This window comes from Flavobacterium cheonhonense, from assembly GCF_035671315.1.
GTDB lineage: Bacteria > Bacteroidota > Bacteroidia > Flavobacteriales > Flavobacteriaceae > Flavobacterium > Flavobacterium cheonhonense.
In genome coordinates, this window is sequence record NZ_JAXAVY010000005.1 from 107,026 (window position 1) to 131,572 (window position 24,547).

Here is a 24,547-nt window from a genome sequence, read left to right on the forward strand (position 1 = left end):
AGAGGTATGAGTGTCATTTATATGTTAATCTCGATAAGTATTGTAGTAGCTGTTTTCTTTCTCTACGCTTTTATTAAAGCGGTAAGAGGCGGACAATATGACGACGATTATACGCCATCCGTCAGAATGCTATTTGACGACGAGCTAGTAAAGGAAACTAACAAAAATCAAATTAATATAACCGAAGAAAAACAATTATAATTATGGAAATGCAACAATTTCAGTATGACAACAAAATTGTAAGGAACTTCATTTACGCCAGTATCGTTTTTGGTGTAGTAGGTATGTTAGTTGGGTTAATATTAGCATTTATGTTTTTATTTCCCAATGTGACCAGTGGAATTTCCTTCTTAAGTTTTGGACGACTCAGACCGCTACACACTAATGCGGTAATTTTCGCGTTTGTGGGTAATGCCATGTTTGCCGGAGTGTATTACTCTATGCAACGCTTGCTCAAAGCCAGAATGTTCAGTGATTTTTTAAGTAAACTGCACTTTTGGGGATGGCAATTAATTATTGTAGCTGCAGCAGTTACACTGCCTTTAGGTTACACTACTTCTAAAGAATATGCCGAGTTAGAGTGGCCAATAGATATTGCCATCGCTTTAATTTGGGTGGTATTTGGGATCAATATGATTGGAACTATTATCAAAAGAAGAGAGCGTCATATTTATGTTGCTATCTGGTTCTATATTGCCACTTTTGTAACGGTAGCGGTACTTCATATTTTCAACAGTTTAGAATTGCCGGTTTCTTTTTCCGGTATGAAATCATATTCTGTTTACGCCGGTGTACAAGATGCTTTGGTGCAATGGTGGTACGGTCACAATGCGGTGGCATTCTTCTTGACCACTCCGTTCTTAGGAATGATGTATTACTTTGTGCCTAAAGCTGCTAACAGACCTGTATACTCTTATAGACTATCTATTATCCACTTCTGGTCTTTAATTTTTATTTACATCTGGGCCGGACCTCACCACTTATTGTATTCTGCTTTGCCGGACTGGGCTCAAAACTTAGGGGTTGTTTTCTCTGTGATGTTGATTGCACCGTCTTGGGGTGGTATGATTAATGGTTTGTTAACCCTACGCGGGGTTTGGGATAAAGTACGTACCGATGCTGTATTGAAATTCTATGTAGTAGCGATTACCGGTTATGGTATGGCGACTTTTGAAGGACCAATGTTGTCTTTGAAAAACGTAAACGCTATTGCGCACTTTACCGACTGGATTATTGCTCACGTACACGTTGGTGCCTTGGCTTGGAACGGATTCTTGTCTTTCGGTATGATTTATTGGTTGATCCCAAGAATGACTAAATCTAAACTATATTCTGAAAAATTAGCCAATTTCCACTTCTGGATTGGTACTTTAGGGATCATTTTATACGCTCTTCCAATGTATGTGGCCGGATTTACTCAGGCTTCTATGTGGAAACAATTCAAACCGGACGGTACGTTACAATACGGTAACTTCTTAGAAACAGTAACCCAAATCATCCCAATGTACTGGATGCGTGCTATTGGCGGTACTTTATATTTGGTTGGGGTTTTGGTATTGGTTTACAACATTGTTAAAACCATCAAACAAGGGGCTGCTATTGAAGACGATGCTGCAGAAGCTCCTGCTTTAGCAGTGATTAGTCCGAATCGTTTAAAAGGTGAAAAATGGCACTCTTGGTTGGAAAGAAAACCGGTGCAATTTATGTTGTACACTACCGTAGCCATTTTAATTGGTGGTGCTGTTCAAATTTTACCAACCATTTTGGTGAAATCTAATATTCCAACCATAGCTGCGGTGAAACCATATACACCATTGGAATTACAAGGTAGAGATTTATACATCCGTGAAGGTTGTGTGAGTTGTCACTCTCAATTGGTAAGACCTTTCCGTTCAGAGGTTGAGCGTTACGGCGAATATTCTAAATCAGGTGAATTTGTTTACGATCACCCATTCCTTTGGGGTTCTAAACGTACCGGTCCGGATTTAGCACGCGAAGGCGTTCCGGGAAGACCGTTCAACGGAGGTAGAGATGACATTTGGCACTTTAACCACATGTACGATCCGCAAAGTATTTCTCCGGGATCTGTAATGCCGAGATACCAATGGTTGATTAAAAACACTATTGATAACTCTACTATCCAAGATAAGATGAGAACAATGGTAACATTAGGAGTACCATATACCGATCAGGAAATTGCCGACGCTATGAAGTCAATTGATGCTCAGTCTTCTAAAATTGAAGCCAAATTGTTAACGAATCCTGATATCAAAAAAGCTTTTGGAAATGATACAGCTGCTCCGTTAAAAGACAGAGAAATTGTAGCCTTGATTGCTTATTTGCAACGATTAGGAACCGATACCCAAGTTAAATCTAAATAATAACAGTCATGTTAAAGTTTGTCAAACACAATTTGGAAACGATTGCCGGAGTAGAAATCTACCCGATAATCTCACTGACTATTTTCTTTACCGCTTTCGTTTTGTTCACCGTTTGGGCAATGACTTACAGTAAGGAAACCATCAAAAAAGTGAGTGATCTTCCTTTAGAAGACTAAATAATGACCTTTAAATAGTAAAAAAATGAAAAAATTATTTCCATCATACGTAAGAGTTCCTCTGATTTTTGCCATCGTTATGGCGGCTTTGGAATATTTTATTGACTCAGGCGATCGTCCGGCTTTTATTAAGCATCCCATGGTTGCCTTGTTCTTAGTGGTTTTCCTGTTTTTGTTGGTAGCCATTGAAGTAGTAATTAGTGCTGTGGATAAGGTAACTTACCACATGCTGACTGAAGAGCAAAGAAAACAATTGGAAGAAGTGCAATCTGTTTCTTTCACCGAAAGCAAATGGGTACAAAACCTGATGAAATCTATGACACGTTCTAAATCTATCGAGCAAGAAGCCGATGTGATGTTAGAACATGATTATGACGGTATCAAAGAGTTGGACAACGTTTTACCGCCTTGGTGGGTGAATTTGTTCTATGCAACGATTATTTTCGGTGTCATTTATTTGGTGCGATTCCACATAGTAGGCGATTACAATCAAGGACAAGAGTTTGATCAGGAAGTAGCTGCAGCTCAGTTGGAAATTGAAAAAAACAAAGCCAATTCGCCTAAAGAAGAAATTACCTTCGATAAAGTAACTTTGTTAACCGATGCGGAAAGTTTAGCCAAAGGGAAAGAAATTTTCACCAATGCTTGTGCTGCTTGTCACAAACCTGATGGAGGTGGTATAGTAGGGCCTAACTTAACCGATGAATATTGGATTAACGGTGGCGGTATCAAAAATGTATTCAAGTTGATAGCCGAAGGAAGTAAAAATAATCCAACCATGGTAGGTTGGGCAAAAACACTCGGAACTACCGAAGTACAAAAAGTAGCCAGTTATGTGTTGAGCTTACAAGGAACCAAACCGGCAGGAGGTAAAGCTCCTGAAGGAGAAAAATGGGTAGAAGAAGCTGCACCGGCAGCTACTGATACTACCGCTGTAGCGGCAAAATAAGAATCAAAAGAAAGGTTTTGGGTTATGACTCAAAACCTTTCTAAATCATACGAATTAGCAATTTAATGCAACTGCAAAATGGCAACAAATCTTCCAGATGATAGTTTTAGAGACAGTATCGCAACTATTGATGCCAAGGGGAAAAGAGTGTTCATTCACCCGAAAAAACCTTCGGGACCTTTTTATGATAAGCGTAAAATATTGAGTTATGTTCTATTAGCTTTCTTATTTTCTGCTCCTTTCATAAAAATAAACGGCAACCAATTTTTAATGTTTAATGTCTTAGAAAGACGTTTTAATATTTTCAGTTTTCCGTTTTGGCCGCAAGATTTCCACTTGTTTGTAATCTCAATGATTATCGGAGTAGTGGGATTGGCTTTGTTTACGGTGGCTTTCGGGCGTATTTTTTGTGGTTGGTTCTGTCCGCAAACCATCTTTATGGAAATGGTGTTTCGCCGAATTGAATTCTGGATTGACGGCGACAGAGCGCAACAAATCCGTTTGAGAAATCAGGCTTGGGATGGTGAGAAAATCAGAAAAAGAGTCACCAAATGGATTGTCTTTTTTATCATCTCTTTCATCATTGCGAATGTTTTTTTGGCGTACTTAATTGGAAGTGATGAGTTGATCAGATTTATTCAAGAAGGTCCGGCTAAAAATGCAAGCACGCTAATTGCCTTGTTGATTTTTACTGCGGTTTTCTATTTTATCTATGCGTGGTTTAGAGAACAGGTTTGTATTATTGCTTGTCCTTACGGTAGAATGCAAGGGGTGTTGTTAGACAATAAAACCATCAATGTTGCTTACGATCACGTTCGTGGTGAAGGAGAAACCGGTAGAGGAAAATTCAACAAAAACGAAGACAGAAAAGCTACAGGCAAAGGTGATTGTATTGATTGTAAAGTTTGTGTACACGTTTGTCCTACAGGAATTGATATTCGAAACGGAACTCAGTTAGAGTGTATTAACTGTACCGCTTGTATTGATGAGTGTGACTCCATCATGGAAAAAGTAGGCTTGCCTAAAGGTTTGATTCGCTATGCCAGTGAAGATGAGATTGTGAAGAAAGAGCCTTTCAAATTAACCACCAGAATGAAAGGTTACATAGCGGTTTTGTCTATTTTAATTGGGGTTTTTATCGGAATGTTATTCTTAAGAAATGATGTAGAAGCGACCATATTGCACATGCCGGGACAATTGTTTCAGCGTGAAGGCAATAATGTAATCAGTAACATTTATAATTACGATATCATTAATAAAACGGAACGCGAATTTGACAATGTAACTTTTAAGCTTGTGGAGCCTAAAGGCGAAATTAAATTGGTCGGCAGTCCGTTTGCTAAAGTGCCAAAACAAGGTGCTACCAAAGGAACTTTCTTTGTAAAAATCAAGGAAAGCGATTTGAAAGAGGAAAAAGTTGTCTTAAAAATTGAGGTTTATAATAACGGTAAAGTCATCGAAACCGCCACCACCAACTTCTTAGGACCACGAAATTTTAACTAAAATAAAGTAAAATGAAAATCAATTGGGGAAAAGGAATTGTTATAGCTTTTGTGTTGTTCATGAGCTTTATACTGTACTTTGTAATCAAAGTACAATCCGATCATAAATACGACAACGAATTGGTTACTCAAGAATATTATAAAAAAGAGAAACTGGTTCAAGGTAATATTGAAAGTATTCAAAATGCCAATAGCTTAAACGTAAAAGTGGCTATCACCAAAACAGATGAAGGTTTGGTTGTTAGCTTCCCGGATTCTTTAGACCCAAAACTTATAAAAGGAAAAGTATCCCTATACAGACCGTCCAACCAAAAACTGGATTTTGAGACCCTCATCTCATTGTCCGGTTCCGATTTGCTCATACCTAAAAACAATCTGGTTGGCGGTCTATGGGGTATTACTGTTTCCTGGGAATACGAAGGTAAAACGTATTTGAACAAAGAAGAAATTTATTTCTAATATCTAATATCAAATATCAAATATCAAATATCAAATATCAAATATCAAATATCTAATATTAAAATGCTATACACGGCTATCATATTCGGTTTAATCTCCAGTTTGCACTGCATAGGTATGTGCGGACCGATTGCTATGATGTTGCCGGTAGATCATAAAAACCCGTCTAAAAAAGCCCTTCAAGTGCTGATTTATCATTTGGGGAGATTAACTTCTTATGGTATTTTAGGATTGGCTTTCGGCTTGTTGGGTAGAGGATTTTATATGGCCGGTATTCAACAACAATTGTCTATTGCGGTTGGCGTTGGGATGATAGTTCTTGCAGTAGTTCCGGAAAAAATATTGGCTAATTATAACTTTTCTAAACCCGTTTACCGTTTGATTAGCCGAATTAAAAGCAGTTTAGGCGCACAGTTCAAACGCAAAACACCGGATGCGTTTTTCACAATCGGTCTTTTTAACGGTTTGCTGCCTTGCGGATTGGTTTACGCGGCCTTATTCGGTGCCATTGCTATGCAAAATGTTACATTGGGCATTGCCTATATGATTTTATACGGATTAGGCACAATTCCGATGATGAGCGCCGTAGTTTACGTGAGTTCATTATTATCTATGCCGTTCAGAAGCCAACTACAAAGAGTGGTTCCGATTGTTACCGTTGTGATAGGCGTGTTGTTTGTATTGCGCGGGATGGGATTGGATATTGCTTACATTTCTCCCAGCAATTTGAATCTGTTTGTACAAGCCAACGCTAATTGTCATTAAATTAAATAACCCTTTTCAAACCAATTATAAACTAAACACATGGAAAAACACGATTTATTACACGAGTTTCCTCAATACCAGGAAAAAATACACGAACTGAAAGTGTCAGATGCTCATTTCAGAAAGTTGTTTGATGAGTATCACGAAACTGAGCATCAGATTCACAGAATTAACATGGGTTCTGAAGTAGCCAATGATAATTTTTTACACGAATTGAAAACCAAATTATTGTCCCTTAAAGACGAATTATACGCCCTTTTGAATAAATAGTAATTGAGTTAATTGATTGAAAAACCACGCCGACAAGCGTGGTTTTTTTATAGCATCAAGTAGCCTTTAAGATTTTTATATCGTTTAGAAGTAGAAAAAAAAGAAACCGCCCGGTTAAAGGCGGTTTTCTACCAAAAAACATGAACACTATCTTCCATTGCCCAATATTGGAAAATAGTATGAGGTATATATGGTTATGCTACTTCTTGTGTAAGTTTACTATTGATATATGCTATCATTTCTGTTTTGTTTAGTTCAAAGTTTATGTTGTAAATATTTTGCAGATTCATCTCATAAACATTTGCTGCTATTTTGTTTTGTGTTACTCCCAAAAATAATCGTATTCCTTTGTATGACGAGTGTATTTTTGAAAACAACTTTAATTCCTCAATTTCATTAATGATAAATATAATAGTGTCATAATGGAAGATATCTATATTTTTTAAATCAGTAAGATTAAAAGCTGAGTTGACTTCATGTTTTTTCTTATAAATTTTTTCAAAGTATCTCGCATATCCTACAGAGCCGTCATAAACCAAAATTTTTTCCTTCATAGGACTTTATTTATTTAATACTCGTTCGGGATTAACATAATGTTTATAAAAATTATTAGGTTTTCTTGTAATAATTGTATCATCTAATCCTTTATCTTCTCATATTGCTTTCAATATAGTTTTGTTGGGTTTGATATTCCTTTTTATATGACTGATCAGTTCGCGAGCTTCATTTTTGTATTCCGAATCTATATTCGTTTTAATTATATCTTGATTTTTGGTGGTTATTATAATTTTATAATTGTAATATCTAATTAATAAAGCCGATGTAGCCATTACTGAGGCAATAAAATAACCTCCGATTCTATACTCAGAAGAAATTGATTTTTCTAAGATTATCAAAGCGGTAAAAAGTAACAGACTTAAGATTAAAAGCCTTATATTGTTTGATATTACTTTCTCTTTTTTGAAATAAACATTTCTGACTTGTTTGCATTCCAATCGGGTTATTGCATTGTTATTATTGATATATAAGTACCCGTCTGAAATTAATCCTAACGGGTTATAGTAATTAGTATTCATTGTAATTTAGGGTAGGGTAATTGGGGTGATTACAGTAAAGGTAGTTATTGTTTGAATTACTGATTTTGTAATTCGTTGAGTTAAAGAAAAAACCCGCTCAACGTATTTAATGTATCGCTGACTGGGTTTATTTACCATTAGGTGGTTTTGAACAATTCGTTTATCGGCTTGCCAAAAACTTTTTCGTCACCGGAATACCATCTGCAGTAACCGCTTTGATCAATATGGCTTGGTAGTTGGTATTTAAACCGGAGATATTTAATCTAACATCGTTTACATTGTTGTTTTGGTATATCATTTGTCCGTTCAAATTATATACAGCTACCGTTTTTAATTGTGCATAGTTAGATTGCACTAACATATCTCCTTGGTCTTGATAAACCGAGATATTATTGGTAGTAAATTGGTGGTCTGTATTGCCTAAGCTTGAAGTTTGACCAGGATTATAGAAAACCAATTTAAAACGATCATTGAACATGCCTACTTGACAGTTAAAGGTGTAATTAGACGTTTTGATGTTAGTGTACACATTGGTTTCAGTATCTAAGATATAGATAGGTTGATTGCTGTTTAAAAAGAATCCGTCGGCATGATCAAAGGCAAAAGTGAAGCTTCCCTCATAATCACATTTGAAACTTAAAGCAATCACATCATTCGGACTGTAATTTAATCCTCGGAACTGAATTGCATAACGATCGTTTCCTATTAATGAAGTTAGTGCAACAACGCCGTCATTAAAGTAAGCGCCGTCTAATCCTTGATCAAAGCCGTCTGTAGCGCCGGTTCTGTAGCCAAATAAGGTTTGTGAAAAAGCTCCGTTTGCATTGTCTGTAACGTTAATCCAAACGCGGTGTCTTTCTACTACGGTTATTTTCTGTTGATTTGATGCTTTGGTTTTAGCTTCAGTATTAGTAATTGCCAAACACAATACTACTAATAACAACCATTGTAAGTTGGTTAACTTTTTGTTGATTAGGGTAATAGTTTTCATAATTCAGGGGTTTTGTTTATGATAGATTTGGACATTATTCTGATACAAAGATTGTAAGATTATAAACTAAATTTTCAAAAATTAGATAACAACACTCGGTCTTTAGACGAGTGGTTTTTTACCTTAGATGAACGGTAAAAAAGTCTGTATAATGCATAAAAAATCGATAAAATGCATTTTTTTAACAATTTCAAAACCGTTTGTCTAAAAGTGGTTTTTTACAAGTGCAATGGATATATAAACAAATAACCCATCCGGATGATTGACCGAATGGCTTACTCTATAAACTGTTAGATTGGTGTTACAACAAATGAACGCGCTTCATCAATTCCGATTTGTTTCTGCGGCTTATCGGAATAACATCTTTACCTATTAACACACTGTTGTCTTCTATATCAACAATTTTTTTAGTATTGATGATGTAGGAACGATGGACTTTAAAAAAGGAATCTTTAGGAAGTTTATTTTCAATTTTCCTTAGTGTGTTATGAATGGTGTAACTATTGCTTTCGGTTTTAATAAAAACATAGTCACCGTTGGCTCTGAAATACAGTATCGTATTAACATCAATTTTAATCAAACGCTTACTGTTGTTAATGTAAAACTCGGAAGCATTGGAGCTTTCAATATCGTCTTCTTTTGTTTGACTGGTTTTCTTTTTCTTTTGATTGCCTTCAAATTCTTTCAAACGCGCCATGGCTTTGTCAAAACGTTCCGGCGTTATGGGCTTTACCAAATAATCTACTATACAATTGTATTCAAAAGCTTCTATGGCGAAATTTTTATCGGAGGTTACCAAAATCACATTAATGGTTTGATTGATAGTGTTGATAAAATCAAACCCATTAAAATTAGGCAAATGAATGTCCAAAAATATCAAATCAACTTCATTGTGATTTAAGTATTTCAAGGCTTCGATTGCATCGGGAAAATCGCCTACTAAATGAAGTTCCGGTTTAGTACTGATGAGCTCAGTCATTACTGTTCTCGACATTAATTCGTCGTCAATGATTATACACTTTTTCATCTTTGTAGTCATAATTGGTCAATAAATGCTTTAACGGTTAGTAAGACCGATTCAAATTCGGCCTGATTCTCGGTGCCGCCATCTCTTAGGCTGTGTTCAAAGGTTTCCGCCAGTGCGTAACTGTTGGTCATCCCTAAAACACCGATTTTATGTTTTAACTTATGAACGATTTCCGAAGCGTCTTTTAAATTATCGTTTTTGATAAAGCTTTCGTAATCTGAAAGTTCTAACGGAAATTCATATTTTACAATGTCGATTAATTTTTGCTTGAAACTCACATTATTATTCGACAACTTTTCGAAATACTCTATATTAGGTTGTTCCATGTTCCTTAGGCATTTTGATGTAAAACGTGGTGCCAATCTCTTTTTCACTCTCAATCCAAATTTTTCCGTTGTACTTTTCTACAATTTTTTTCACAATAGACAATCCGATTCCGGTTGACTTGTTGTCGGATGAATACGATTCGAACAACTGGAAAATCTTATGTCGGAATTTTTTCGGAATCCCGGGACCGTTATCTTGTACTGAGAACGTATAGTTTTTCTCGTCTTCCGTGTAGTCAATCACTACTTTACCTTTTTCCTTGTCGTTATGAATAATAGCGTTACTGATTAAGTTTTGAAACAACTGTTGCATTCGGAAGCGATTGGTGTTTTTTACGGGCAGCTTTTTGGCAATAGTCACTTCAATGTGTGGCGGGATATCGATAATTCGAATGATGTTTTCAATGATTTCATTCAAATCCACCATCTCGTTGGCATCTTCATAAGAGTCGATTTTAGAGAAGGTAAGGATGCCTTCAATGAGGTAATCCATTTTCTCTACTTTTTCTTCTATCAGACTGATGTATTGCTGAGTTTGTGCGTTCAGTACATTTTCTTTTTCGCCTTTAATCCAAGTCACCAAGGTGTGAATACTTCGCAAAGGCGATTTTAAATCGTGTGATACAATTTGGGCATACTCGTTCAAACTTTCATTTTGGCGCTCTAAATTTTTGAGCAATTCTTCTTTTTGAATTTCCAGTTTTTTGAGTTCTGTAATATCTAGATGGATTCCGATACTTCCTACCAATTCACCGTTAAGGTTATAGTTGGGCGCGCCGCTGATGAGCCAATATTTTTCTTCATTGGTTTTCATCTTAGCTTTGATTTGATAAGAATCGGAAATGCCGTCTTTTCGAACCGCCACTTTGGAATTGAGAATTTCTTTGTTTTCTTTATCCAAGAAGATTTCGGAGGCTCTTTTCCCAATCAGTTCATCAGGAGTGTAGCCGCTAAGCTCACAAAATGATTGGTTGATGAATTGAATGCGATCGTTCAAATCAACTTCCAACAAGCCCATGTTCATGTTGGCAATAATGTTACTGTATTTTTCGCGTTCGGCTTCTAAGCTTTGTTCGTATTTCTTTTTGATGGTTACATCTTCATAACTCCACAAGTGACCGTCATATTTATTCCCGTGGTAAATAGGGATAAAGCTACGCTCTACTATTCTACCGTCTGCCATTTCAATATTTTCGGCAATAACGGTTGTCTTTTGCGCTAATATTTCGTGAATTCTGGCCAAGAAGGCATCCGGATTTTTGAATAAAATTTTGGATTGTTCCGCCGTTTCTGCACAGTCTAAACCGGTTAACAACTCCGGATCGACCGGTATGCCGAACAGTTCGCAAAACTTTTTGTTGACAATTAATATTTTCCGATTGATATCTTCTAAAAGAATTCCGGATTGCAAATTAATTATCAGCGAATACAATCGGTTTTCTGATTCGATAATTTGTTGGTTAAAGGCTTTTTCCTTAGAAATATCTTGCTGTATGGTGAAATACTTCAGCACATTTCCGTTTTCATCATTTAGTGATCTCCCTTGTACATTAGACCAGTATTTGGTTTTTGATTTTTTATAGTTGATGATATCGCAATTAAACGGCTGTCCGTTTTCCATTTGATCGGCCAAGAAACGAACCGTTTTTTTATCGGTTTCCGGACCTTCTAATACATCTTTAATTTGTTTCCCTATTACTTCTTCCAAAGTAAATTCAGTGATATCGGTAAAACTTTGGTTAATCCATTCAATTCGACCTTTGTTGTCGCAAATGATAACAGCCGCGGTGTTTTTCTCAGCTATAGAGGAAAGTAATCTTAATTTCTCTTCTTGTTCCTTTTCTAGGGTAACATCTTCAATAATAGCGAAGTAATAGATGATTTCATTGGCTTCATTGCGCACCGGTTGTTTGGTGGTTTTGTACCAATGGGTTTTATTATTGATGGTTAAATTGGATTTTTCCCCTTCAAATATTTTTCCCTGTTTAAAGCCTTCGAGTACTTCATTGATTTTGGCTTTGTCGGTAATTTTACAAGGCCCGAAATCGAGTACAAATTGGCCAATAATGGCTTCTTTGTCTAAAGAAACAATATCTAAATACGCATTATTACACCATAAAATAGTGCCGTCAGGGGAGAACAAAACCACCCCGTTTTTGTTGGCGCTGGCTACTAATGATAGTTTGTTGAGTTCTTCTTTGTCTCGCTTGAGAGCAATTCTTTGTTGGTTAACTGTTTCTAAAAGTTCTTTGAGCTCTTTATAGTTGATCTCCTGATTTTTGGTGATGTGTAAGATGTCTAATAACGGATCGTGAAAGGCAAAATCATTTAAGGTTAGGTTGTTTTCTACAACATCGTTTATAGACACAAACCAAGGCGAACCCAGAAAAATATAGCCGCCTTCCATAGGTTCAAACTGACCTCTGAGTGTGATATCAAAAGGTTCTTTGACTGAAATAATTACCAATTGCTCAAGACTTTTATCGAAATTTTCCGTACTGATTTCTTCAATGTACGGACGGATAATTTTGAAGACATCCGAAAATGCCGGCTTTTGGTGTAACTCGGGTACCAGTTTAGCAATACTTTTTCCAAAGCATTTGATGTGCAGGTTTTCATCCAATAAAATATAGAAAGGGAATATTTTATTAAAGAAAGCTTCGCTAAATGTAAAATCCTTTTGTTGCATATACTAAACTAAATCCATTCAATTTTAAAAACTTCATGACTGCTGCCTTCATTTCTTGAGGCAATCAGTTCAATTTGGGTTTCGGTTTTAAACAATTCGCCTAGGCCCATAATCAAACCTCTGACAAATTCCTGCAAGCCTTCTCTTTTCGAGATATAATGCAAGTGTAGACTGTTTTCTTTTAGCTCGCTGATTTTGAATTCCGGTGGTGTTAGTTTCGGATACATCAAAATTACTCTGTTATGAAAAACAGGCAGATTAATTAAAAACTCTCTCAGGTTATTCCCACCGGCTTCAATTAATCCCGAATATTTGTCTTTGGTGGTTTTCAAAACCCACCATTTTCCAAAAGAGATTAAAACGTCCTCCAAAGGGATGTTCATTTCCTCCGCTATGGTTTTGGCCAAGGTGAAGGTAATGGCATCGTCATAAGATTCATTACTGATAAAGAAACTTTCTTGGAGACCGCTTTTTTTCAATACCAGCTTCCACTGTTCTTCTCCATAATTAGTAGTTACTAAATCTTCAATCGCCTTATTAACAATTCCGTACATGGCTTATGATTTGATGAGTTCGTTTGAGCTCCAATAATCCAGTATTCTCTCTACGCGAACTACATAATCTTCGTATTTCAACGGCTTTATAATATAGCCGGCTATGCCAATTTTATAACATTCTACGATATCTTTCGGATTGTTGGATGTGGTCAAAACAATGGCCGGTATGTGCTTTAAATGCTTGATTTTTTTCAAAGTGTTTAAGAACTCAATTCCATTAATTTTGGGCATATTCAAATCCAATACAATAATGTCGGGCAATTGTTTGGTGTTGTTTAGAAACTTTAGGGCGTCTTCGCCATTTCGGGTTTCTATGATTTGATGTTTTAAACCCGTATTTTCGGTCACCTTCACAAATTTCATTACCTCTATAGTGTCGTCTTCTATCAGTAGTATTTGCAACATTTTTTTATACAAATTTTAGGGTTAAGTAACACTCAAAAATAAATGAATCTGTCAGCAATACTGTTAAAATTAGATGAAAGGATTTCTAAACAAGTTAAAAGGTACAAATAATTATTTAAACGGTTAAATAATTAAGATGAAATGTTTTTTTTAACTTGAAAAAATAAATTTATTCGTACCTAATTTTACGGTTGAATGGCATGAATTAGATAGTCAGCGGAATGGTTTGTTGGGATTGACAGATTGTTTTACGAATCAAACCGTCATGGAGAATAACTGATTTTGCGGTGTTTTGCGTTTGAGTCGCAAGTCGAATGCCATACAAATGTTGCGCACAAACGGTTTTCCTTTTTCAGTTACGGTCAAACTATTTGGTTTGATGACCAAAAGTTCATCATGACTCATTTCCAGTAAGCTGTCGAGTACTTCGTGCAATTCTTTAAAGTTTCCTTCGTTGTAATGCCAAGTGGTTTTGAATTGACACATTAAATTTAGAATGTGTTGGCGAATAATCAAATCTTCCTCTGTTAAGATATGACCTCTGAACACGGGCAATTCATTGCGGTTTATGTTATCGTAGTAAGTTTCTAGTTCTTTCTCGTTTTGCGCAAAACCATACCAACTGTCGCTTATAGAAGAAACACCCAAGCCAATCATTAAGCGTGTTTTTGAGGCGGTATAGCCCATAAAATTGCGGTGTAATTTTCCCTCTTGAAAGGATTGGTACATGCTGTCTTCTTTCAGAGCAAAGTGATCCATCCCGATTTCGTGATAGCCACGCTCGGCCAACAGTGCTTTTCCCACTTCGTAGAGTTTGCGTTTTTCGTCGTCTTTCGGCACGTCTTCGTCTTTAAAGCCGCGTTGTCCATTGCCTTTAATCCAAGGCACGTGTGCGTAACTGTAAAAAGCAATTCTGTCCGGTGCCAACGAATTGGTCTTTTCAATGGTGTCGATTACATTGTCTAAAGTTTGAAAAGGTAAGCCGAATACCAAGTCATGAGACACTGAGGTATAGCCAATTTCTCTGGCCCAAAAAGTGACTTTCGCCACATTGTGAAAAGGTTGCAGGCGATGAATAGCGGTTTGCACTTTGTCAGAGTAATCCTGAACGCCAAAACTAACCCTGCGGAACCCCAAGTCGTATAATTTTTGCAAATGCGCTTTGGTGGTATTGTTCGGATGACCTTCAAAACTAAACTCGTGTTCTTTGGCCTTTTCGGCTTTGGCCATAATCCCGTTAATGAGTTGTTCCAGATTTTCTGGGGCAAAAAAAGTGGGTGTGCCGCCTCCTAAATGGATTTCTTTAATGATGGGTTTTTCGGGAAAAGTATCGCAGTACAATTGCCATTCTTTCAATACGGCTTCTATGTACGGATTTTCTACTTCATGGCGTTTGGTTATGCGCTTGTGGCAACCGCAAAATGTGCACAAACTCTCGCAAAATGGCAAGTGAATGTATAAGCTGATTCCTTCTGAAGCATTACTTTCGTTAAAACTTTGCAGTAAGGTTGCACTCCATTTTTTCGAAGAAAAGGAGCTTTCATCCCAATACGGAACTGTCGGATAACTGGTATATCTCGGACCCGGAACGTTATATTTTTGGACTAATGAAACCGTCATAATGCAATTTTTCAATACCAAAGGTAGTATTAGCATTTCCTATTAAAAATGACAATTGTCATATCGGCATAAAAAAACCTCTTCGGGTTAGGGAAGAGGTTTGTATTTTGGTTTGGTGGTGATTAACTTTTGGTGAGCATGATGACAATTTTATTGAAATCGGCTGCCGCATTAATCACATCCTTATATTCGTTGAATTTCTCTAAAGGATAGTTGACAACATTGTAAAATTCGGTGTTGGTCACGGTAATCACGCCATCTTTTTCGGTATAGCTGCTTACAAATCCTGCCTCGGTTTTGTTGTTGAGGTCGGTTTTGAAATTCATATTGAACTTCTCTAAATTTTTAGCCGTTACCCCTTTAGGCAAGATGATTTTTAAGGTTCTTTGGTAGGCGTGCGGATGGTCTATTTCTACCGGTAATGTTCTTTTGTTTTCTTGGTACAATTCCATTTGGGAACCGATCAGTTTGCCGACAGAAAACAAATAATTGCCTCCGGCCTTTTGGAGTAAATCTTTGCCATCAAACGTCAGCTTCATTACAAACGGTTTTTTACCGATGTTTTCCACGCCGTCATTTTCGGTTTTTAGCGAAGAATATTCGGTATTGTTGGTGTAGTTTTCGGCTATGCTTTTTAAAATGGTTTGGTATTGTTCAGCCGACGTAAAGTCTTTGATTGGCTGAAAACTCATCGCAGTATAACCTCCAAAATCGATGGAAGTTGTGATTTTAGGATTTTCTAAATCTTCCGTGAAATCGGCTGTGATGACCATGTAATCAGTGGTGATTTCCACACCCGGTAATTCGATAAAATTGATTTCGCTTACGCCCATGCTCACACCACCAAAGACTTTTTCGCTGATAAATAAACCGTTGTTGTTGCCTAAATTGTCGGGAAATAACGGAATGCGGTATTCAATTTCGCTGGGCGTGAGGTATTTTTTGATGGCCGGGAAGTAAAACAAGGCTTCGTCTAAATTCTCATAGCTTTCAAAATCTTTTTCAAACGGAATTTCGAATCGGTTAGAGGTAAGCACCAATTTATTTTCAATTTTAAATTCGCGGAAGACAGCCGAATACAACTTGAGCAAGTCGATTTTATTGGCCTGTTTGCCTTTTAGAATGGCCGCTATGCTTTCGGCATTTTCGGCGTACAAGTTGAATGAAATGGTTTTTTTGATTTTGTTTTCAATGTTCCAAATTTGCGCTTGTGTGTCGCTTGTTTTCGGTATCTGACTGCAAAAATCGGTTATTGTTTTTAAGTCCTTTTTGTCGAGTACCGGATTGATGCGATCGTAAAAGTTAGAAGTGAATTTAGCGTAACTGTTGATGTTTTTAGCTCCGGTGTAAAAGTTTTCATCCAATTTGTAGCGGAACAATTTCAAGTATACATCGCGGTTGGAGTACTTTTCATCGTCTTCCAAAGCGGCAATATTGTTGTCTTTTACAGTTAGTGTTTTTTTCAAAGTATCGGCAGCAGTTTCTTCAACAGCTTCAGGTAAGCCGTTAGACGATTTGGTTTTGAATTTCAAATGGCGCGGGTAAATCAATTGAAATTCGTTGCTTACAATAGGTACGCTCGATTGCATGCGCATGGTTTTTCCGTCTAATTCCGGGAATTCTTCCAGCATGAATATTTTTTCAATAACACTACCTTTCTCCAAGCCTGTGATGGCGAAGTAGTTGTATTTGAGTTGTTTTTCTTCATCTACTTCTTCTTTGATGTCTTTTTTGTCAAACAAGGTTACCTTACCGTTTTGTTGGATAACGCGTACTTTGGTTTCGATTACGCTTTCGTTCATTTTAAACGGAATGTACACTTTGTTGTTGCGTTCAACGGCATCATTGGAGTTGATGTAGGTTCTTTCGTGAACCATGTAGTATTGAGCTGCGCCTTTGCCTTTGGTGGCTAATTCGATTTTGACTACGCGCGATAAGACTACTTCTTTTTCGTCTTTATACTGTGCCGGAATATCGATTACGGTGTTTTTATCTTCCCAATGGTAGTTTTGGAAGGTGAAATCTTGTGCGTTGACTGACACAGTAAACAATAGGGCTACTATGGCTGTAAGCTTTGAAAGATTGGTATAGTTCATGGTTTGTTTTTTTCGTAGTTTATTTTTCTTGTAAGATGATGGTTTCCCCGTAAGCCGATTTTAATTTTTTAACCGTTTCGTTCCACAGCGCAAAATCTTTTTTCTCCAACATGATTTTTTTGGTTTCCAAAGTGGCTTTCATTTCCACGGTGTTGCCCAGTAATTGGTAAGTGAATTGTGCTTTGAGGAGTTCGTTATCTATCTCAAAATTCTTCGGAACGTATTTTACCTTGTATTCTTTGGGAATAAGGCAAGTGACTGAGGATACGAATTGGTTGAGGAAATCGAAGTCGTAGTTGGCTTCGCGGTCTTTTTCCAAGTTTGATTTTTCGTAGTATTTGTCGAAGGTCAAATTCAGATACAATTCCTTATCCACTTTTACGATATAATTTTCGATATTAAAATCGTAACCCACTTCATAGGGTTTGTCGCGGTCTTTCAAGTTGCCCTCGCAATAATCGTTTAAGGTAAACTTGTTATTGCCTTTTAAAACCAAGCTTTTGATCATTTCAAAACGGGTTTTGTTGGCGGCATCGCCCAATTGCCCTAGGGTGTTAGTGCGGTTGTATCCGGAGATTTGCAGCCAACCCGTGCCGGAGATTTTTTCGTTTTGGATGTTGATCACCACTGCATCTCTAATTTGATTTTTGACCGGTGCGGTAATCGGCACTTTTACAATTTGGTATTGGCTGCCGTTGTACAACAGCGCTTCTTTGTCTTGGATAAAGGCAGAAGGCAAGCCGTAAGCCGTTTCTTGGTCGGTGGCATCCAGGAAAATATATTCCGAGCCTTTTTTATACACCGCTATCATGTGATCGGTAGTAGAAGGCGTAGCCACTTCGCTGAAGGAATACGGAATGTTGCGCGTGCCAATCCAAGCCAAATATACATTGGTAATGCCCGCGTATTTCGCCATAGCCGAAATGATACTGGCCATGTCTTTGCAATCGCCAAACTTGCGTTCGTTGACCAAAGCGGCTTCACGCGGAATAAATCCTTCGTAACCGTTTTCGAAGGCAATGTATTTGATGTTGTCTTTTACCCAGTAAAAAATGGCTTTTACTTTTTCCTCTTCCGAGGTTTTGTTGGCCGTGATGTTTTGCGAGATTTCTTTTAACGCAGCATCTTCCTTAGTGTTTAGGTTTTCTACAAAACTGCTGTAGTAGGTGTACATGCGTTGGATATCGCCTAAAAGTGTCACTTTGTTTTTGTCGGCAGTATAATCTTCTATGTAAAAAATAAGATGTGGCACACTGTACAAAATGCTCGGTGCGTTGCCTTCAAACTTGAAGGGTTTGCCGTCGGTTAAGGTCCATTGATACAGCGTATAGTCTTTCTTTTCGATTTTGTTAAACGCAATCAAATGGTTCGGGTCGTTGAACAATTTAAAGCCGATGTTGACATTTTTATCGACTTTGATTTCCAGTCTCGAATTTTTCACCGGCAGTACTTCGCCGAAGATGAACTTGTGAAGCAAATTCGGATCGGTGAACTCGGTGGAGTATTCGTATACTTTTTTGGCGCCGGCTTCTAAGTTAGGGAACGACAATTGTTTGGTTTTTACATCGTCGTGAAATACCGAGCCGCCTCGGGATTGTTTCTCCAAGGCTTGGGTGACTTTGATTTTCTTTTCTTTGCCGCCGTTAGAAACCACGGTATAGGCATCGTAGGAAAGCAGTTTGACAAAATCGGAATACGAAAAACTCTCTTTGTTATTTTGGATGCCGTTGTCGGAAAGGATCATCGATTCGTATTGGTTGTCTTGAATCACCTTTAGCTTCTTATCTACTATGCTGATGGAGTAGGAAGTGGCATTGTTGACAATCAATTCGTTGTAATCGGGGTATTGTTTTTTGTACGTTTCGAAATTGTTTTGGGCGAATAAGGCCACCGAACTCAGTACGGCAGCCCCGGTTAGTATCGCTTTATTTGATAACGTCCACCAAATAGTCTGAGTCATATTTTTTAGTTAAGGTTAACACACCGTTGGTAAAGATTTGTGTTTTACCGTGTAATTCGTCGTTTTTGTACTCGGCTTTAATCCAAGGTTTTCCGTCTTCTTTAAAGTATTCCTGTACGCCTTCGTAATCATTGCTCACAAAGTGCTCTTTCAAGTAGATGTTGCCATTGGCGTAGTATTCGATACGGTCGTTGTGCACTACATCGTCTTTGTAGAAGGCTTTGTATTCCGGTTTGCCTTGGTCGTTGTTGATGAAAAACGCACCTTCTTTGTTACCTTTGTTGAATGTAATTTGCAAGGCTATTTTTCCGTTCGGATAGTTAGAAGTAAGTGTTCCGGTTTCGTTTACTATCATCACTTTCTCGCTCAACTCGCCTGTTTTCGATTTTTTAAGATAGTATTGCGGTGCATCATCCAGGAAGAAGATCGTCATTAATGGTTCTCCTTTTAGATTGTAATAGGTGAAGTCGCCTTCTTTGACATCGTTTTGTTGGTTGTACTCATACATTTTCGATTTGTTGTGATAGTAGCGAATGGTTTTGCCGTTTTCCACCCCAAAGTTGTATTCCGAAGTAATTTTTAAGTGCCCTGTTAAGTCGTAGTTTTTAGACACCCCATTGATTAAGCCGTTGTAGTATGTTTGTTCCAATAGGATGGTGTCGTTCGGGCCGTATTCTTTGTACAGGTTTACCGCTGCACCGCATTTGTATTCCCCCTCAACCATAGGCTTGTTGAACTTGTCTTTGCGGTTGTATTTGCCGTCGAGATAGCCGTTTTTAATTTCGAATACCGAAGTGTAGGCACCGTTGTTCATGCTGTGGTTTACGGTCCCCGATTTGTGGTCGTAGGCTATTGAAGTGGCTATTTCGCCTTTTTCGTTATAATAGTCTGTTGATAAAGTGATGTTGCGGAACATGTTGTCTACCATCATCAATTGGCCTGATTGCGAGAAAGTACGGCGTTCGCCTTCCAATTCGTCTTCGTCGTAGAAACCGTCGTTTAACACACTGCCATCAGAATAAAACACTTTGTACGGTCCGTTGAGATTGCCGTTGCGGTAGTTGTAAATTCTTTTCAAACCGCGGTCGTTGTATACTTCATTTATTCCTTGTAAAGTATCTTTAGCGTAGAAACTGATGGAATTGAGTAAGCCGTTTTTAGAATAGTTTTTGGTGATTCCTTCTCTTTCGCCTTTTACGAAAGCGGTTTCTGTTTCCGTTTTCCCTGAGGCGGTTTGGAATTTCCATTGGCCGTTTCTTCTGCCTTTTTCGAAAGCACCGGTAGCGACTACTTTGCCGTCGAGGGTTTTGATTTCGAATGATTTTCGGGCTAAGTTGATTTCGGTAGGTTTACCATTGTCGAGGCTGTATTGGCGGATGAGTTTGATTTCTTTCGAATTGAACACTTCGTCATAATACTTTTCTCCGGAAGGGTTAAAGTAGGTGGTAGCCATTAGCTCGCCTTTCTCGTTATAGGTTGATTCCCCCGATTTTATGCCGGTCGCATAGTATTCCGCTGAAGCGCTTACTTTGCCGTTGGTGTATACAAATTCCTCTTCCAGCTTCCCGTTAGTATGGTATTTTTTGAAAGAACCTACCACTTTTCCGGTTTTGTATTCTGCTTCTTCTTGTATGGCATTTGGTCCGTAAAATTTGGTGTATTTGCCTTCCAGCTCACCGTTTTTATAAGTTTCTGTCGAGGCTAAGTCGCCCGCTTTGTTGTAGCTGTTGTATACGCCTTCCAATTTTCCGTTGGCGTACGAACTTTCGGTTTTTTTAGTACCTGTAGGATAATAGCAAGTTAGCGTGCCATTGATTTCTCCATTGGTAAACGTTCCGTCGCAGTTGATGCCGCCGGCTATGTGGTAAGACGTTGATTTGCCGTCGAGTACATCGTCTTTGTAGTTTTCTTCTAAACTCAAACTGCCGCTAGGGTAATACACGGTGCGTTTGCCGTTGCGTTTGCCGTTGGTATAGTTTTTCTCTTCGTATATTTTGCCTTCTTCGTTGTAGTATTTTTGCAAGCCGTTCAACTCGTCGTTGGCAAATTGCAGTTCGCCGTCGAGATTTTCAAATTCGTTTAAGAGTTTGAATTTACCTTCTTTCTTGCCGTTTACCACACTTCCGATTAGGTTAGGAACGCCATCATTTACATAAATGATTACCTCTTTGTCTTCTCCGAATAAGTTCATTTTTCTGCGGGCAAAAACACTCCAGAAGTCTTTGGCGATGAATTCATCGCTGAATTGCAGTATTTTCTTTTTCTGGGCTAATAAACTTTTTCCCAATTCTTCTTCCAAGCTCATTAAGATGTAGTAGCTGAAGCCTTCGATTTGTTTGCTATCGGCCACCGATTTCAACCAAGGCAAGTAAGTGGTTTCAAAAAAACCGTCGCCCATTTTGTGCATTTGGGTGTATTCTAACACGGCTTGTACTTGGCGTGTTACTACATCGTCTATTTTAGCTTGGATTTTATAGGCGCTGCGCAAAGGCAATTGGTTGCGTAGGATGGTTTCCAACTCTTCAAAGTTATCGCCCGATTTGGAAAACACTATTTTGCTTTTCTCCATGTAGTTTTCGCCCATTTTGGCGTTGAGTTTGAACACGGCATTTTTGGCAAACTTTCCGGTAGGCGAAATCATTAGGTAGGAGAGTAGCGCCATGCTGCCTTCGGCAATTTTTCCATTCTCTAAAGCCACGGAACCTAACAAATAATGCGATGAGGCGCTGTTGGGATTATTGGCTATGATGTTTTTTAAAATATCGACACACTCTTGTACTTTTTTGGCGCGGTAATACAAAACGGCCAAGTTGTATTGGTGGTTGGTGTTGTTGGGAATGAATTGCAAGCCTTCTTTGAATATTTTTTCGGCTTCATTATATTTTTCAGCATCGCTTAGATAGCTGCCGTACAAGGTGTAGAGTGTAGGGAGTTTTTTCATCCACTTGGTTTTGTACAGCTTTTCGAAATGTGCTTTTAATTCTGTTTTCTTTTCTTGGGCAGAGAGTGTTAAAGCCATTTCGTATTGCGCGGTACCGTATTCCGGATCTAAGGCATCTACCTTTTGGAATTCGGCCATAGCGGCCTCGTATTTTTCTTCTTCGTATAACTGAATACCTTTTTGTACAAAGGCTTTACCATTATAAACGGCGGCGTAATCGGTTTGGGCACTTAGGGAAGTTGCGGCCGTGAAAGCCAGTGCGATAAAGAGTTTTTTCATATTGTTTTACTAGGTTGGAATGACCAAATATAGTATAAATAGTTGTCAGAAAAAACCAAAAATAATTCAGGGCGTATTTTTGTGAATTATCAAATAAAACAACGAGTATTGTTTAAAAACATAATTTTATCTCAAAAAATTAATGTTTTTATAGCGATTAAAGCATATAAATAGGATAATAGAATGTAAACTTTAACCCAACTCAAAACTGGTAATGCCAAACACTTTGGCTTTGGCTGTTTTGGGCGGAATGCCATAATACATGCGTGCACATTCAAATACATAGTTGGCTTTGTATTTTTCTACCAATCTCACGGCGGCTTCATTGTTTAAAGGAATGTCTAAATATACGGGTTCTTCAAGTGCTTCCGACAGACAGCGTTCGTAGAGGGCTTCCGCTGCCGTTTCGTTTTCGGCAAATAACGGTCCGATTTTATAACCGATTTGACATTCTCTCATTACGGCAAATCCCAACAGCGTATCGTTTTCGATATAGGTAAAGGTTTTGGCTTTGCTTGGGTTGAGCCATAACTTGAGAAATTGGGTTCTTGCTACGCCAAAACATTCCAAATCGAGAGCGAACAGCGCTGCTTCGTCTTTTGCCGCTGCTATTTGCACCTTAGGATTAAGCGGAAAGTGTTCTCCTTTTTTTTCGTAGCGTTCGTCTCGGTAAGCTATCGTAAATCCGCCTTTTTGATAAAAGGGTTGCATGGCCACTACACCATCCATTCCTATGGCTGCATTGGGTTGTAATCGTTTCAAAAGCGTATCCCTTCTAAGCAACCAAAGATCATTGCCAATGCCTTTGGCTCGATACTCCGGGTGTACTATAAAAAAGCCCATAAATCCCAGTTCACCGTTATAGGAAACAATAGAACCGCCACCAACCATGGTATTCTGCTCAAAGTAGCCGTAAAATCCCTCCGGATCCGTTTTGTAAAATAGTTCCGCATCGTGTAACCCGGGATTCCAGCCTTCTTTAGCAGCCCAATCAACCAAGGTTTCAAATTCGGGAAATGTCAGTTTTCTAAAAGCTAGGGATTCCATGATATGCCTAGTGAGTTGTATGGTGATGGTTATAGATAAGATTTTCCGTTATCGGTTAAATTTTTGAAATACGGGAATACTGATAAATCGTAATAGGTAACCTTACCGCCTTGGGCCAAATATTGGTTGTAATCGTCGTATAATTTGCGGTATTGTTGGTAAATCTTATAAGAGTCATCGTGCTCTTTGTAGTAAGCCTCAAAATCTTTGGTGAAATTTTCAAAGCGTGTTTTAGAGACCTTATCTCCGTTGAGGGCCGCGGTAAATAATTTTTTAACTACCCCCGAAATCATGTAGTGATTTGGACGTTGGCTTTCTTGTTGGTAAGCTTCATCAGCTGCGGCAAAGGCGGCTTTCTTTTGTTGGGGAATGTCAAATTTAACAACAACTGTTGAGTAATAAATCCGATTGTTTTTGGCATAAATGGTTTGGCGGTACATAGGAATTTCCAAATCTACCCAAGCCTTGTTGTAAGCGTCATACACATCCATTGGAAAACGGTAATCCAATACCAATTTTTTGTCTTTGTATTTTAAAATACGTGACGGATACAATGATTTGAAAGGTTGGTTGATTACGCAATCGTATATTTCGCCTTCGCCGCCGTTATATTCACTTTGCAAATACTCCAGCCAATTCATCGTACCTAAGTTGCTTCCGGGTACTGAAATGGTACCAACTTTACAAACCACTATACTGTCTCTCTTGGCTGTAATAGGAAGTTTGGTAATCATTTCCTCGTCGGTTAGGGTACAACCACAAGCATTTTTGGGTGGTTTTGGGGGGAGTTCATTGCCTTTGTTTTGGCAACTCAACACAAACAAGGCGGTTAATCCTAAAACTATTTTGCGAATCATTTTATTAAAATTGGTTAGGCTAAGATATAAAAAGTGATAGAAAATAGACTATTTTGTTTTGGTAGTGGTTCTAGCTTACGCTCAGTTCGCTGCGCTCGTGTCGATTTCATTCGGCAGTCGGCTTTGCCTCGTGTTACTTTTCACTTCGTTACACTCCGTGAAGCACAATCGAAC

21 protein-coding genes are annotated in these 24,547 nt (G+C 38.1%); 8 read left to right on the forward strand and 13 right to left on the reverse strand.

Features of this window, described 5'->3' with window-relative positions; all coding sequences use genetic code 11:
• Positions 1-6: 6 nt before the first annotated feature.
• The 8 genes from ccoS (at position 7) to SK086_RS11410 (ending at position 6,502) form a co-directional block, all read left to right on the forward strand.
• A complete protein-coding gene (ccoS, locus tag SK086_RS11375; protein ID WP_121313422.1) occupies positions 7-201 on the forward strand; it encodes a cbb3-type cytochrome oxidase assembly protein CcoS in 195 nt (64 codons plus the stop codon).
• A 2-nt stretch (positions 202-203) separates the two neighbouring features.
• Entirely contained in the window at positions 204-2,381 is a 2,178-nt protein-coding gene (gene ccoN, locus SK086_RS11380; RefSeq protein ID WP_324691753.1) for a cytochrome-c oxidase, cbb3-type subunit I, read from the forward strand.
• An 8-nt stretch (positions 2,382-2,389) separates the two neighbouring features.
• A complete protein-coding gene (locus tag SK086_RS11385) occupies positions 2,390-2,557 on the forward strand; it encodes a CcoQ/FixQ family Cbb3-type cytochrome c oxidase assembly chaperone (RefSeq protein ID WP_290877955.1) in 168 nt (55 codons plus the stop codon).
• Positions 2,558-2,582: 25 nt separating this feature from the next.
• Positions 2,583-3,506: a cbb3-type cytochrome c oxidase N-terminal domain-containing protein gene (locus SK086_RS11390; protein WP_324691756.1), complete on the forward strand. Its 924-nt coding sequence runs from the start codon at positions 2,583-2,585 to the stop codon at positions 3,504-3,506.
• Between the two features lie 78 nt (positions 3,507-3,584).
• Positions 3,585-5,009, forward strand: a complete 1,425-nt coding sequence (ccoG, locus tag SK086_RS11395) for a cytochrome c oxidase accessory protein CcoG (protein WP_324691758.1) — start codon at positions 3,585-3,587, stop codon at positions 5,007-5,009.
• An 11-nt stretch (positions 5,010-5,020) separates the two neighbouring features.
• Positions 5,021-5,467 carry a FixH family protein gene (locus SK086_RS11400; RefSeq protein ID WP_324691759.1) on the forward strand — a complete coding sequence of 149 codons (447 nt, stop codon included), beginning with the start codon at positions 5,021-5,023 and terminating at the stop codon, positions 5,465-5,467.
• A gap of 63 nt (positions 5,468-5,530) precedes the next feature.
• Positions 5,531-6,232 carry a sulfite exporter TauE/SafE family protein gene (locus SK086_RS11405; RefSeq protein WP_324691761.1) on the forward strand — a complete coding sequence of 234 codons (702 nt, stop codon included), beginning with the start codon at positions 5,531-5,533 and terminating at the stop codon, positions 6,230-6,232.
• A 39-nt stretch (positions 6,233-6,271) separates the two neighbouring features.
• Complete coding sequence (locus SK086_RS11410) at positions 6,272-6,502, forward strand: YdcH family protein (protein ID WP_324691763.1); 231 nt, start codon at positions 6,272-6,274, stop codon at positions 6,500-6,502.
• Positions 6,503-6,696: 194 nt separating this feature from the next.
• Here the strand turns inward: SK086_RS11410 and SK086_RS11415 are convergent, their stop codons facing one another.
• The 13 genes from SK086_RS11415 to SK086_RS11475 form a co-directional block, all read right to left on the reverse strand.
• Entirely contained in the window at positions 6,697-7,056 is a 360-nt protein-coding gene (locus SK086_RS11415) for a hypothetical protein (protein WP_324691765.1), read from the reverse strand.
• 682 nt (positions 7,057-7,738) lie between these two features.
• The gene (locus tag SK086_RS11420) at positions 7,739-8,569 is read right to left on the reverse strand and encodes a hypothetical protein (protein ID WP_324691767.1); all 831 of its coding nucleotides are present in this window, start codon (positions 8,567-8,569) and stop codon (positions 7,739-7,741) included.
• 301 nt (positions 8,570-8,870) lie between these two features.
• Positions 8,871-9,596 (reverse strand): LytR/AlgR family response regulator transcription factor, encoded by a 726-nt coding sequence (locus SK086_RS11425; protein ID WP_324691768.1) that lies wholly within the window; start codon positions 9,594-9,596, stop codon positions 8,871-8,873.
• 8 nt (positions 9,597-9,604) lie between these two features.
• Positions 9,605-9,922, reverse strand: coding sequence for an Hpt domain-containing protein (locus SK086_RS11430; protein WP_324691770.1), 318 nt, complete (start codon positions 9,920-9,922; stop codon positions 9,605-9,607).
• Positions 9,909-12,611, reverse strand: coding sequence for a PAS domain-containing protein (locus tag SK086_RS11435; protein ID WP_324691773.1), 2,703 nt, complete (start codon positions 12,609-12,611; stop codon positions 9,909-9,911). The genes SK086_RS11430 and SK086_RS11435 overlap by 14 nt, the downstream gene beginning before the upstream one ends.
• An 8-nt stretch (positions 12,612-12,619) precedes the next feature.
• Positions 12,620-13,165, reverse strand: a complete 546-nt coding sequence (locus tag SK086_RS11440) for a heme NO-binding domain-containing protein (RefSeq protein ID WP_324691774.1) — start codon at positions 13,163-13,165, stop codon at positions 12,620-12,622.
• A gap of 3 nt (positions 13,166-13,168) precedes the next feature.
• Complete coding sequence (locus SK086_RS11445) at positions 13,169-13,573, reverse strand: response regulator (RefSeq protein ID WP_324691776.1); 405 nt, start codon at positions 13,571-13,573, stop codon at positions 13,169-13,171.
• Between the two features lie 255 nt (positions 13,574-13,828).
• Positions 13,829-15,193 carry an oxygen-independent coproporphyrinogen III oxidase gene (gene hemN, locus SK086_RS11450; RefSeq protein WP_324691778.1) on the reverse strand — a complete coding sequence of 455 codons (1,365 nt, stop codon included), beginning with the start codon at positions 15,191-15,193 and terminating at the stop codon, positions 13,829-13,831.
• 122 nt (positions 15,194-15,315) lie between these two features.
• On the reverse strand, positions 15,316-17,289 hold the full coding sequence (locus tag SK086_RS11455; protein ID WP_324691779.1) for a DUF3857 domain-containing protein: 1,974 nt from the start codon (positions 17,287-17,289) through the stop codon (positions 15,316-15,318).
• A 19-nt stretch (positions 17,290-17,308) separates the two neighbouring features.
• Positions 17,309-19,249, reverse strand: a complete 1,941-nt coding sequence (locus SK086_RS11460; RefSeq protein WP_324691781.1) for a DUF3857 domain-containing transglutaminase family protein — start codon at positions 19,247-19,249, stop codon at positions 17,309-17,311.
• Positions 19,215-22,469 (reverse strand): tetratricopeptide repeat protein, encoded by a 3,255-nt coding sequence (locus SK086_RS11465; protein WP_324691783.1) that lies wholly within the window; start codon positions 22,467-22,469, stop codon positions 19,215-19,217. The genes SK086_RS11460 and SK086_RS11465 overlap by 35 nt, the downstream gene beginning before the upstream one ends.
• Before the next feature lie 192 nt (positions 22,470-22,661).
• A complete protein-coding gene (locus SK086_RS11470) occupies positions 22,662-23,516 on the reverse strand; it encodes a GNAT family N-acetyltransferase (RefSeq protein ID WP_324691785.1) in 855 nt (284 codons plus the stop codon).
• 29 nt (positions 23,517-23,545) lie between these two features.
• Positions 23,546-24,373 carry a hypothetical protein gene (locus SK086_RS11475; protein WP_324691787.1) on the reverse strand — a complete coding sequence of 276 codons (828 nt, stop codon included), beginning with the start codon at positions 24,371-24,373 and terminating at the stop codon, positions 23,546-23,548.
• Positions 24,374-24,547: the final 174 nt, after the last annotated feature.

Coding starts and splice junctions, on each gene's coding strand:
- ccoS (WP_121313422.1), top strand. CDS start 7: ATGAGTGTCATTTATATGTTAATCTCGATAAGTATTGTAGTAGCTGTT.
- ccoN (WP_324691753.1), top strand. CDS start 204: ATGGAAATGCAACAATTTCAGTATGACAACAAAATTGTAAGGAACTTC.
- SK086_RS11385 (WP_290877955.1), top strand. CDS start 2,390: ATGTTAAAGTTTGTCAAACACAATTTGGAAACGATTGCCGGAGTAGAA.
- SK086_RS11390 (WP_324691756.1), top strand. CDS start 2,583: ATGAAAAAATTATTTCCATCATACGTAAGAGTTCCTCTGATTTTTGCC.
- ccoG (WP_324691758.1), top strand. CDS start 3,585: ATGGCAACAAATCTTCCAGATGATAGTTTTAGAGACAGTATCGCAACT.
- SK086_RS11400 (WP_324691759.1), top strand. CDS start 5,021: ATGAAAATCAATTGGGGAAAAGGAATTGTTATAGCTTTTGTGTTGTTC.
- SK086_RS11405 (WP_324691761.1), top strand. CDS start 5,531: ATGCTATACACGGCTATCATATTCGGTTTAATCTCCAGTTTGCACTGC.
- SK086_RS11410 (WP_324691763.1), top strand. CDS start 6,272: ATGGAAAAACACGATTTATTACACGAGTTTCCTCAATACCAGGAAAAA.
- SK086_RS11415 (WP_324691765.1), bottom strand. CDS start 7,056: ATGAAGGAAAAAATTTTGGTTTATGACGGCTCTGTAGGATATGCGAGA.
- SK086_RS11420 (WP_324691767.1), bottom strand. CDS start 8,569: ATGAAAACTATTACCCTAATCAACAAAAAGTTAACCAACTTACAATGG.
- SK086_RS11425 (WP_324691768.1), bottom strand. CDS start 9,596: ATGAAAAAGTGTATAATCATTGACGACGAATTAATGTCGAGAACAGTA.
- SK086_RS11430 (WP_324691770.1), bottom strand. CDS start 9,922: ATGGAACAACCTAATATAGAGTATTTCGAAAAGTTGTCGAATAATAAT.
- SK086_RS11435 (WP_324691773.1), bottom strand. CDS start 12,611: ATGCAACAAAAGGATTTTACATTTAGCGAAGCTTTCTTTAATAAAATA.
- SK086_RS11440 (WP_324691774.1), bottom strand. CDS start 13,165: ATGTACGGAATTGTTAATAAGGCGATTGAAGATTTAGTAACTACTAAT.
- SK086_RS11445 (WP_324691776.1), bottom strand. CDS start 13,573: ATGTTGCAAATACTACTGATAGAAGACGACACTATAGAGGTAATGAAA.
- hemN (WP_324691778.1), bottom strand. CDS start 15,193: ATGACGGTTTCATTAGTCCAAAAATATAACGTTCCGGGTCCGAGATAT.
- SK086_RS11455 (WP_324691779.1), bottom strand. CDS start 17,289: ATGAACTATACCAATCTTTCAAAGCTTACAGCCATAGTAGCCCTATTG.
- SK086_RS11460 (WP_324691781.1), bottom strand. CDS start 19,249: ATGACTCAGACTATTTGGTGGACGTTATCAAATAAAGCGATACTAACC.
- SK086_RS11465 (WP_324691783.1), bottom strand. CDS start 22,469: ATGAAAAAACTCTTTATCGCACTGGCTTTCACGGCCGCAACTTCCCTA.
- SK086_RS11470 (WP_324691785.1), bottom strand. CDS start 23,516: ATGGAATCCCTAGCTTTTAGAAAACTGACATTTCCCGAATTTGAAACC.
- SK086_RS11475 (WP_324691787.1), bottom strand. CDS start 24,373: ATGATTCGCAAAATAGTTTTAGGATTAACCGCCTTGTTTGTGTTGAGT.